General features: G+C 47.5%; 8 protein-coding genes. 4 read left to right on the top strand and 4 right to left on the bottom strand.

Annotated features, from left to right (window positions below):
• The first annotated feature begins 287 nt into the window (after positions 1 to 287).
• Positions 288 to 1,475 carry a histidine kinase gene (locus ACJ2PR_RS20700; protein ID WP_446866796.1) on the top strand — a complete coding sequence of 396 codons (1,188 nt, stop codon included), beginning with the start codon at positions 288 to 290 and terminating at the stop codon, positions 1,473 to 1,475.
• A 205-nt stretch (positions 1,476 to 1,680) separates the two neighbouring features.
• On the opposite strand, the gene ACJ2PR_RS20695 is transcribed toward ACJ2PR_RS20700, so the two are convergent.
• The gene (locus ACJ2PR_RS20695) at positions 1,681 to 3,195 is read right to left on the bottom strand and encodes a tetratricopeptide repeat protein (RefSeq protein WP_446878376.1); all 1,515 of its coding nucleotides are present in this window, start codon (positions 3,193 to 3,195) and stop codon (positions 1,681 to 1,683) included.
• Positions 3,196 to 3,395: 200 nt separating this feature from the next.
• On the opposite strand from ACJ2PR_RS20695, the gene ACJ2PR_RS20690 reads away from it, so the two are divergent.
• Positions 3,396 to 5,027: a glycosyltransferase family 39 protein gene (locus ACJ2PR_RS20690; protein WP_446878375.1), complete on the top strand. Its 1,632-nt coding sequence runs from the start codon at positions 3,396 to 3,398 to the stop codon at positions 5,025 to 5,027.
• 44 nt (positions 5,028 to 5,071) lie between these two features.
• Here the strand turns inward: ACJ2PR_RS20690 and ACJ2PR_RS20685 are convergent, their stop codons facing one another.
• Positions 5,072 to 6,043, bottom strand: a complete 972-nt coding sequence (locus ACJ2PR_RS20685) for a DUF6492 family protein (RefSeq protein WP_446878374.1) — start codon at positions 6,041 to 6,043, stop codon at positions 5,072 to 5,074.
• Between the two features lie 153 nt (positions 6,044 to 6,196).
• Positions 6,197 to 7,981 (bottom strand): N-acetylmuramoyl-L-alanine amidase, encoded by a 1,785-nt coding sequence (locus tag ACJ2PR_RS20680; RefSeq protein ID WP_446878373.1) that lies wholly within the window; start codon positions 7,979 to 7,981, stop codon positions 6,197 to 6,199.
• A gap of 394 nt (positions 7,982 to 8,375) precedes the next feature.
• On the opposite strand from ACJ2PR_RS20680, the gene ACJ2PR_RS20675 reads away from it, so the two are divergent.
• Entirely contained in the window at positions 8,376 to 10,037 is a 1,662-nt protein-coding gene (locus ACJ2PR_RS20675) for a CTP synthase (RefSeq protein ID WP_446857248.1), read from the top strand.
• 199 nt (positions 10,038 to 10,236) lie between these two features.
• Positions 10,237 to 10,452, top strand: coding sequence for a hypothetical protein (locus ACJ2PR_RS20670; RefSeq protein WP_446857247.1), 216 nt, complete (start codon positions 10,237 to 10,239; stop codon positions 10,450 to 10,452).
• 72 nt (positions 10,453 to 10,524) lie between these two features.
• Here the strand turns inward: ACJ2PR_RS20670 and ACJ2PR_RS20665 are convergent.
• Positions 10,525 to 11,600, bottom strand: a 1,076-nt coding sequence (locus tag ACJ2PR_RS20665) for a hypothetical protein (RefSeq protein ID WP_446878372.1), incomplete at its 5' end; no start/stop codon positions are given.

Here is an 11,600-nt window from a genome sequence, read left to right as displayed (position 1 = left end):
TCATCCCTCATCCCTCATCCCTCATCCCTCATCCCTCATCCCTCATCCCTCATCAACTGTCCCAGAACGCGATAGTCTATTAATTAGCAGATAGTTATAGATTGTTCTCCTTGCGATGATCAAAGCTTGGGCGGATAAACTCTGCTTCATTTCAGTCTAAAGTTGACAGTATATTAGGTTTAAGGTTCCCTTTGGAAACTTAGCTTACCAGGTGACACTGCTCATTAAGCTCTGTTACCTTGATTGCAAAGCCAGTTCGATTCGTCTGTTCTAACGATTCATGAGAAATGCAGGCACCTCCTGAAAAGTTAACAAATCCTGAAGTGCCTCTACAGATTCTGCTGTTTGTAGATCGTCGCCCCAATTCTCGCGAGCAGATTCAGCAGATTCGTCGCTTTTTAAAAGAACTGAGCGCAGAGTATCCGTTTGACCTTCAAGTTATTGATGTCAGTGAGCAGCCTTACCTGGCAGAGCATTTTCGTTTGGTGGCGACACCCGCCCTCGTCAAAACTCACCCCGAACCCAGACAGACCCTGACGGGAACTAACCTCGTCGCTCAGTTAAAAGACTCCTGGGTGCGCTGGCAACGATCGGCTGAGGACTATTTAAATCAAGCGATCGAGCCAGAACCCGATCTTACCGAAGTCTCCAATTCTGACAGCGAGTTGCCCAAAGCGTCTTCTCTGATTTACTCTACTGAACTGTTGCAGCTTTCGGATGAGATTTTTCGCCTCAAGCAAGAAAGAGAAGAACTTCAGGCGCAGCTTCAATTTAAGGATCAGATTATTTCGATGCTGGCGCACGATTTGAGAAACCCGTTGACGGCGGCTTCTTTGGCGATCGAGACGCTAGAAATTGGCCACAACGCTAGAGAAGCTTCTCGCCTGACGACCGCTCTGACGACTCAGCTTCTCAAACACGCTCGGACACAGATTCGGACAATCGATCGCATGATCACTGACATTCTCCAAGCGGCCAGGGGCACCAGTTCTGAGTTACACATTCAACCCAAACGGCTCGATCTGGGGGTACTGTGTGAAGATGTTTTGCAGGACTTAGAAGAGCGCTTTAAGACCAAACTGCAAGTTATCGAAACTGACATTCCCACGGATTTGCCCCAAGTCTACGCTGACGAAGAACGAGTGCGTCAGGTGTTAATGAACATTTTGGACAATGCTGCAAAGTACACGCCTTTGGACGGCAAAATTCACGTCTCAATGCTGCACCGCACGACCCAAAAAGTACAGGTGAGCGTTTGTGACAACGGGCCAGGGGTGCCCGAAGAAAATCGAGAGCGGATTTTTGAAGATCACTACCGTCTTCAGCGAGACGAGGCGCAGGATGGGTATGGGATTGGGCTATCGCTCTGTCAACGGATTGTACGATCGCACTATGGTCAGATTTGGGTCGATTCGGTTCCCAACCAGGGCAGTTGTTTTCACTTTACGCTGCCAGTTTATCGTCCCCAAAGGTAGGAAGTTCTGTGGTGGGTTTCACAAGGCCCAACATACGCTACTCATATCTTCGGGCGGCGTTGCTGAATCAGGGGATGAATTGCCCCAAAGCGGCGGGAAACCCAAGGTTCAAAGTCCCCATTTTTGGAGGAATTTAGGGGGCTGCCCTAATCACCGTAGCGAAAGATTCTATCGATTTCACGTTAAATCAGAGGCTCGATCGCACTTAACGCTGACCGGGAGGCGTAAAAGAAGTAGGCGCAGAAAATGAGTCGTCTCCAAATTCGCGACAAAACCAGATGCTCAACTCCCAGGCAGATTTGAGATGCTTGAGGGCAACGTGAGATTCGCCTTTGTAGTCGTGGGCGGCCTGGTTTCCGATACGACGGATGTCTTGCAGCTTGCGGTGAATTTCTTCTGGTAAATAGCCCGTATCAAAGAGGCGATTCAGCAGATCAAGTTGAGATTCCTCCAAAACGGGGGGTAGCGCTACTTTTTTGGCAACGCTCTGGGCCAGCAATTCGCCAAACTGCCGCAGTTTCATCAGACCAGTGACGGGATCGTCGCTTAAATATTTTTCTGCCAGCGAGGCCAGCGTTGCGAGTTGCGGCTCGTAGTCCTGCAAAAAAGCAAAATTCGCTGAAGTTGAGCTATCTGAGGCGATCGCAGGCTGAAATGAGTTGAGCAAGCTGATGGTTTTGTTGTAGTTTTTCCAGTCTTGTCGGGCACAAAATTGACTGGCTGCGATTTGACGATCGTGGATTGCCTGCTGCATATCTTCTTGATGAGCGTAGGCTTGAGCGCGACCGAGATAGGCTTCGGGGTATTCGGGCTGTAGCTTGATGGCGTGAGAAAAATCAATCAGCGCATCCTGATAATTGCCCATTGCGCTCTCAATTTGGCCGCGTCCGACATAGCTCATGGCATCTTGAGGATTCATCTGTAGCGCCTGATTGAGGTCAGCTTTTGCGCCCAAAAAGTCTCCTATTTGTAGACGAAGTTTGCCCCGGTTGCGGAGGGCGATCGCATCCTGTGGATTGAGCTTTAGGGCTTGGTTGAGGTCAGCGATCGCGCCTTGTTTGTCACCCATTTTGCTTTTGACGATCGCTCGACAACAATACACCGTCGCATCTTGAGGATCGGCTCGGAGCGCCCAGTCTAAGTCTTGCAGCGCTTGGGCACAGTTTCCGTTTTCGGCCCTTTTGAGAATGTTGGCCAAAAGTTGGGCATGAGAGGGCATCTCGATCGGCGGTTCAGGCTCCGATGGGGGCGGCGATGGTTGAAGCTGCTCGATTTTTTGCAGACAACGGCGACAACTGTCAGAATCTTTTGCCGACAGATAGAGGTGAGCGGCGGTCTTAAAGCTACCAATTGCGGCTGGACGCATCATCAGTTTTTGCTCGATCGTGCCCTTCAGTTGGTGGGCATCGGCATCTTTGGGACTACGACGAATGGCAGCCTGTACATCTTCTAGCGCTCCAGAAAAGTTTCTCAACTCCAAGCGACCCAGAGCGCGGGCATAGTAAAACTCACTGCGATCGCCATCCTGGTTGAGCGCGGCTGTGTAGTCAAAAACGGCAGCATGAATATTGCCCAACTCAAAGTGAGCGAGTCCTCTGCGATAGTAAGCCTCGGTGAGATGAGGCGTGAGGGTGATCGCTTGACTAAAGGTTGCGATCGCGCTTGAGTAGTCTCCTTGACGCGCTTGCTGAATGCCTTGATCGAGTAGAGAAGTCTCCATGAATGACGATCGTGATGGTTGACAACACTATATCTTAGAGAAGTTTGAAAAGGGTCTAGCGCTGGTTGACTGACAAAACTCCTGAACTCCTCCGCTTCTTGTAGGTTGGTGTTGAGCAAAGCGAAACCCAACCGTCGCCTCTCTGGTACGTCAAAGATTCTTCTTAATCTTGGCTTAAATACCCTCATCAGACGTGATTTATGAAGATATTTCTAGCCCATTTTGCAAAGCTGCGAATTTTAGCGATCGCTCTGCTAATTGTTGGTGTTCTTTTTAGATCTACGAATCTTGATAAGAAGATTTTTTGGCTTGACGAAGCAGCAACTTTGTTTCGGGTTTCTGGATATGCCGAGACTGAGTTAATTGCTTCATTTTCTTACAGCCGTGTCGTTAGCGTCACAGAGTTGGCTCAGTTTCAGCGGCTTGATTTAGAAAAGCAGAAAATGGATATTGTCAAAAATTTAGCGATAGAAGAACCACAGCTTTCACCACTTTATTTTGTCATTTTACGATTTTGGATTCAATGGTTTGGGCACTCGATCTGGGCGATTAGAAGTTTGTCAGTTTTGATCAGTTTGTTGATTTTTCCTGCTCTCTACTGGCTTTGTTTAGAGTTATTTCAGTCATCCTTAATCGGATGGGTCGCAGTAGGAATTATTGCTATTTCTCCTTTCCATGTTTTGTTTGCCCAAGAAGCGAGACCTTATTCTCTCTTTTCACTCACGATTTTGCTTTCTAGTGCAGCACTTTTGAGAGCAGCCAAACACCCAAATCCAGTAAATTGGGCACTCTATACGGCGACCATTGTATTAGGAATTCATTCATACTTGCTTTTTGGTATGACTGCGATCGCTCACGCAATCTACATTAGTCTTTATGAAGGCGTGATCAATAAGCTCCAACGTAAAAAGGTGTTAATCAACTATTTAGTTTCCAGTGTATGCGGACTTCTTATTTCTCTGCCCTGGCTCTTTTTAGTAATCGTTAATGTCGCCAATATTCCCCAATTAAATGATACTAACAAATCATCACCAGGAGGACTGGGAGCCTTTCGAGAGCTTATTGGCGGCATCAGACAAACATTCTTTGACTTTACATCAGATGCTTTTTCTAGCATCCATTTTTTTAGTTTAGATATCAACTTGTATTTACTTTCAAAAATTTTGTATCCTTCTCTAAATCTCGTCTTTATTGCTATCATTGGCTACGCTGCACATACACTTTACTATCATTCAAAGTCAACGTGGCTTTATGTCTTGCTGCTGGGCGGTACTGGAGCATTGTTTTTAGCGTTATTAGGAAAAATCTTGCCTCGCTACTTAGTTGCCACTTATTTGAGTGTTGAAATTTCAATTGCTTACCTGATAGCCACCAAACTGCTTTCTACCAGAACTAAAATCATCAAAAATCTGTTTTGGAAGGGCGTTACAACTGCTCTAATTGTGATGGGAATTGTTTCTTGTTACGCGATCGCTCAAGCAGATACTTGGTGGAGCAAAGGCAATAGCCAAAATCTTCAGCTTGCAACCTTAATCAATCGATCGCCCAAGCCGTTACTGATCAGTGATGCCATCCCTTTAGAGTTGCTGTCTCTCAGCCACTACCTTGACCAAAAGGTTAGTTTACAAATACAACCGCAGTGTGCTTTTTGCCTAAATTCAACGGCTAAAGATCAGCCTGTCGCGATCCCAAAGATTCCGATCGCTTTCAGAAGTCTCTTTTTATTTCATCCGTCTGAAGCTTTAAGAAATGGACTTGAAAAAACCTACAAATTGTCTTCACTCAAAGCAGAAAAAACTACATTTGAAAATGTTTGGAAGTTAGAGAAATAGATACTGTAGAATTTTGTGCAAGCCTATTACTTTCTGCTCAATCGCTAAGGTTCAGCATAGTCATTGAGATAGCTATCGACTTTCTGCCAAACTTGATCAACTTCTAAATTAAGCCAGCTTTGTACAACCACAAAGAAATGACTGCTGTCGGGGCTAAATACTTTGTCTACATCCCAGCTATCAAAGCCTTCTTTGTACCAAACCGAATCGTCTTCAGCATAGAGACAATTTTCGACGCGAATGTGATGTCGATCGAAGCGATCAGTTTCTTCCAAAAAGATGTAGTAGAGACCATATTCTGTCCAAGGGATGGAAACCGAGAGGAACGATCGCCAACCCAGTAATTGACTACGACGTAAGGAATCTTTGGGCAAAAATTGAGCATAAAACTTCAACGAAGTGGCTCTAACTTCTCGCTTAGTGCCAGGAACCTTTAGCTGTTGATAAATTTGTGACAAGTAGTCTCGTAGCTCAAAAATTCCTTGTTTGCTCAAGACGGCTGGTGTGACATTATGCAGCAGATCGCGGTGACGAGATTTGAGTTTCAAAACTTGCTCTGCCCAGCCATACCAATCAGTCTGCGTGTTTCTTTCAACCGAGTGAATAAAGCAAACGCCTTTTTCATTTTGCACTAAATCACTGTAGTAAACTGGTTTAGTACAAATTACATCGGCATCTAATGTTAGATAAAAATCGGTTTCGATCTTGTCGGCGATCGCGATTTTGATAATCTGCTGTTTGTACCATCCAGGCACAGACTTAAAAATGCTAAATCGACTGCCGCAGAAAATCTTAAACTCAGGCACTAAACTTGATTCTGCAATCACACAATAGCGATCGTCTTGAATCAAATCTCTAATCTGCTCAAACTCCCGATCGGGCGTGACAATCCAGCATTTCCCCAGATCTTTGAAAAACCGTTTGAAGGACTTATCTAAAATCTCAAACCTTGGATAATCTTTTAAGGTCAAAGGTAAGACCGCATCAATTTTTTGAGCATCCTTCTGAGCATTCACAGGCAAATTCCTCAAGTCTATGCACCTTGCTAAAGGCGATACTAAGCTGACTAATCACCCTCAATCCTGACATAGACCCTATAAATTTTGGGTAAAGCACTTCCAGAAATTGTGTGAATTCACGCAGTATGTTTGAGCAAGCCGAAATCTGGTCTAGCGATCGCGCCTCAGCCATTCCGTAATTCCATCAGCCAGCGAGAGAATTAGCGCTTTTTGAGACTGAGGATCGGTAATCCATTCAAACTCGATCGGGTTGATCATAAAGCCCAGTTCTAATAAAACAGACGGCGTAACGGTGGGACGAGTCAGCGCTAAGTTATTCCAAAACACCCCATAGGAGGGGCGATCTAATGTTTTGACCAGATGATCGTGCAGAAAGGCGGCTAGATCGTAGGCTTGAGCGTTGTACCAAAAAGTGGCTACACCCTTGGTATTGATGGCATCTCCGTCGTCGGGCAAGGCGTTGTAGTGCAGACTGAGCGCGATCGTCGGTTCAAGTTTGTTGATGATGGCGACGCGATCGTTGGGTAATAAATCAATGTCCTCCTCGCGAGTTAAAAAAACCGTTGCGCCCCGATCGACTAACTGATCCCGCAGCGCTTTTGAAATCAACAACGCCACTTCTTTTTCGGGGTAACCCGTTCCGCCTCTCGATCCAAAGTCTTCGGGGCCACCGTGTCCTGGGTCGAGCAGGATTTTGAAGCCGGAGAGTGAGGAGGAAGGAGTGAGGAGTGAGGAGTGAGGAGGATGGCGCAGCGAGAGGATCAATGTCGTGCCTTCGTAGCGCAGTTTGTAGCCCCATTGAGACTTGAGCGAGAATGTGTATTCGACTTTGCCAGGTTCGGTTTGTTGCCAGTCGAGACGAGAAATCACGCGATCGCTCGTCAACCGAATCGTATCCGTCTGGGCGGTCGTATTGTGTAGCGTCAGTTTGAAGGTATTTCTAGCCTGCTCGATGGTGATGGGAACGGGCACCTGGAGGGGAAACAGCACTTCTGTCCAGTCGCCTGCTTGTCTCGATGTGATCCCGCGAATCAGCGATCGTACAGGCACCGATCCTGACGAAATCTTCACGTCTTTGCGATTGATCCAGCCGCCGTAATCAAGTCGTACCCAGTCGCCTTCCTGTCCGGTGATGGTGGCGCGAGTGCCTTGCGGTAGGGGGGTGAGGCGAGAATAGTCGGCGCTGGCTCCTGTGCGGGCCGTCCCAGAAGGAACGATCACCTCAGCGATTTCGAGTTGGCTGGGAGAGAGAATTCTGATCTTGCCAGGGGCAGTTTGGGCGATTTGAGAATCCTTCAAATTCAAAAGATACTGCGGTTTTCCTAGCTCTCCGATCGAATTCGCCGTCGCACATCCCGCATATTGACTAGCTCCTTCTGACGTAGGCTGCGTCAATCCCGTTAGCACTCCCGAATTGGCAGGTAAATTCATCACAGTCTGACGCTGGAGCGGAAGGATACGATCGTCTACTTTCACCGACACCAGCGCATTCTCAGGGGCAACCGCCGCAAAACAAATCAACTCACCTGGCAATCGAGCGATATCCACCGCAGGCCAGAGAGAATCTTGACCAAAAGCAGCGCCAACTAACGGCGGAACAAGCGGTTCACGAGTCACTGCAACCTTAAGTTCCTGATCTTGATAGCGCACCGTAAACAGATTGTCCCCTAACTGCAATGGAAAACTGGGCGCAAAATGACCTTGAGGACTGCGGTCGAGGCGTTCACCATTCACCAAAACCTGCCCTGCTGGAGGAGCCGACCCAATCAAAAAAATCTGTTTCGCCGTCGTTTTGTGATCGGCTGGAGGATAGGCAACGTACAGCTTTTGCGGGTCTGCCACCCTGGTAGAAATTAAGTTTGGTGAAGAAGTCGCCCAAGTCGGGAGCGTGACCAACAATACCATCAGCAATGCCAGCCCAAGAAATCTTTGCATGTCGGGTGCGAATGAGGAGCGAGTCAATATTTTAAGGGATGAGGGATGAGAGACTTTAGGAGATTTCTGCTAGAGGAGTTACCAATCCTGGAACGCCCCCTAAATCCCCCATTCTGGGGGACTTTGAGAGTTGAGAAGAGCAACTTTCTAGACGCAAAGCAATTGATCAGATTCAAAGTCCCCCAATTTTGGGGGATTTAGGGGGCTGAAGCCGACTGAACCGGAGCGATGCCGCAGATCTTCTCTTGGGTCTTTAGTCTCTGGTCTTCAGCCTTCGGTCTCTGGTTTGATCGCTTTAAGATCGATCGCTCAACTCAACCCCCATTCCCTCGCTCAGTGCTGATCGCTATGTAGAATAAACGGGTTATCCTCCAGCGTTTCTGCTCTTCTAGATATGGCTAAATTTGTGTTTGTCACGGGTGGCGTTGTCTCCAGTATTGGCAAAGGCATCGTAGCGGCAAGTTTGGGTCGGTTGCTCAAATCACGAGACTACTCGGTGTCGATTCTCAAACTCGACCCTTATATCAATGTCGATCCAGGAACGATGAGTCCTTTTCAACATGGGGAAGTGTTTGTCACAGAAGACGGTGCCGAAACTGACCTCGATCTAGGTCACTATGAACGGTTTACCGATACCGCAATGTCACGGCTCAACAGTGTGACAACGGGTTCGATCTATCAAGCGGTGATTAATAAAGAACGGCGCGGTGATTACAACGGGGGTACGGTTCAAGTCATTCCACACATCACGAATGAGATCAAAGAACGAATTCTAAGAGTAGCGAATAATACTAATCCCGATGTTGTAATTACTGAAATTGGCGGCACTGTAGGCGATATTGAATCGTTACCGTTTTTAGAAGCGATTCGACAATTTCGTAAAGAAGTGGGACGGCAAAACGTGCTGTATATGCATGTGACACTCGTGCCCTGGATTCCGTCAGCGGGAGAAATGAAGACTAAACCGACGCAGCATTCTGTCAAGGAACTGCGATCGATTGGCATTCAGCCCGATATCCTGGTGTGTCGCAGCGATCGCCCGTTGCCGCCTGGTTTAAAGCAAAAAATGTCAGAGTTTTGTGATGTGTCGCCCGAATGTGTGGTCACGTCTCAGGATGCGGTCAGCATTTACGAAGTGCCGTTGAATTTGGAAAAAGAAGGCCTGGCCATTCAAGCGATCAACCTGCTGCAACTCGAACAGCGCCCGTTGAATCTCAGTCAGTGGCAAACGATCGTCGAGCGGCTCTACTGTCCGACGGGACAAATTGAGATCGCGATCGTCGGTAAATATGTACAGCTAAATGATGCTTATTTGTCAGTCGTCGAAGCGCTCAGACATGGGTCAATTTCGGCTGATAGTGGCTTAAATTTGCGCTGGATCAGTTCTGAAGATATTGAAGAAAACGGGGCTGACTATTATCTCAACGGAGTCGATGGGATCGTTGTACCAGGCGGGTTTGGAATTCGCGGAGTCGATGGCAAAATTAGCGCGATCGAGTATGCCCGGTTAAACAAGATTCCCTTTCTCGGTCTGTGTTTGGGAATGCAATGTTCGGTGATCGAATGGGCCCGCAATATTGCTCATCTCGAAGAAGCCAGCAGTGCTGAGTTTATCTCTGATGCCAAAAATCCGGTGATCAATCTCCTACCCGAACAGCAAGATGTTGTGGATTTGGGAGGCACCATGCGGCTTGGCTTATATCCCTGTCGATTGGTTCCCAACACGCTCACTTTCAACCTTTACCAGGAAGAAGTCATTTATGAGCGACATCGCCATCGGTATGAATTTAATAATCAATACCGCAGTTTGTTTTTAGAAACGGGCTATGTGGTGAGTGGCACTTCTCCAGATGGGCGCTTGGTGGAGATCATTGAGCTTCCTAATCATCCGTTTTTTGTGGCGACTCAGTTTCACCCAGAGTTTCAGTCGCGACCCAGCAGTCCTCACCCGTTGTTTAAGGGATTTGCTAAGGCTGCCTTGTCTTATGGGTTGAGAATGAAAGGGAGTGCAGAATCGCAGGTAGAAGGGCAGGAGGTTGTGGGGGTGAAGGGATGAGAGATGAGGGATGAGGGATGAGGGATGAAAGTAATCACTTCGGTTGATGCATGAGTTGATTCATGAGGGTCAACATTTTTTAGTTCGGTTCTTAGTTGATTGTTGGGGACGACTCTTGAGTTTCAGAGTAACTTCTGTAAATCTCTTGAACTATTGCAGTCAATCTGGAATGCTGAGTCTCAGGACTTGAGGAAGTGGTGTGTCTTTCTGGATCAAACTAACTTACGAACGAAACGTTTATGTGATTGATCTCGATCGAGTCGCTGCCTTTTGTCAGATCTCGAAGGGTCGATTGTCTTTTGTGGTGCCCGATGGAGAGACGACGATCGTCATTCACAAGCAAACGGATGCTGAAACTTACCAGAAACTTCTGGACTACATTGAGAAGGCAACTGGACAAAGCTTGGAAGAGTGAGGGATGAGGGATGAGTTGGTGGAGAATGACTTGCCCATCTGCCTGATCCCTATTGCTTCCCTTTTTCCTTTTTTATGGAGTTACGCCAATCAAAGTTTCCTCAGTCGTTGTAAAGGCTCCTTGTTGCATTTTGTTGTCTGAGACGAAGGTGAGACGATATTGGAAGCTGCGCTTTGAGCCATCTTTGAGGGAGATTCTTAGCGGGACGGGTGCGGTGGCGGTTCCTGATAGTTCTAGCCGTTCTTCGCGGTGGTAATGGTGGTCTTTGTCGTCATATTTCACATCAACGAAGACCATTCTGAATGAGCCAGGGGTGAACAATGGAATGAATTCGATGTCTAATGCCCCTTCAAACGGATCGTTGACTGCGATCGCCGTGGCTTCCGTGGTGACTTTCTCAGATTCTTGACGAGAACCGTCCTTTAGGTGATGAATCAGGTAGTAGCTGTAAGTGCGGGCGCTGGGGTCGTCGAGGCGGAGTTTCCAGAATTGGGCAGGAGAGTTGGCGGCGAGGGTAATGGTTTTGGTTTTGCTCCAGCCGTTCGGACTTTGGTAGAAAAGCACTGTGTCAATCGAGTCGATCGCGCCCCAGTCAATTCGGTTAGGCACGACTTTCAGATCCAGAAAGCCCAAATGCTCAAAGGGATTGATTTGTAGCGTTCGATCTTCTGTAGGATTGGCAACAACTTCGTAGGAATAAGTGTGTCCTTCCCATTCAGAACCCGGATCGAAATGATATTGCACGTTGTAATCGTAGCTTGTGTCAAACGTTGAATTCATGAACACTTCAAACTTATGCTCGGTCTGATTCCCCGGCTCAAATACAAAGTCCGCATGTTTGTGATCCACTTCATTCGCGGGACTGCCGTAATCGATCGCCACCTGAGCCGAGAGTAAGCCAATGTTCTCAAAGTCAATCGGCGCATCTACTGTAACGGTAAACACTCGGAAAAACGGATCGTCTAAATCGACTTCGACAAAGTGTTTGCGCTTGTCTTGCAAATCATTCAACATTAAGCCGATCAAACCCTGGGGAGCATAGGTGCGCTGGACGGCCTCCGATCGATTGTATTGCAGCGTGATGGTCTTCTGTTCGTCCTGGTGAATGAATTTCAGCTTCAACGCAATGGCAGGATCTCCGGCGATCG

The sequence above is a fragment of the Phormidesmis sp. 146-33 genome (assembly GCF_052939515.1).
The sequence above is the reverse complement of the archived record's forward strand: the minus strand, read 5'-3'. Positions and strand labels throughout refer to the sequence as shown.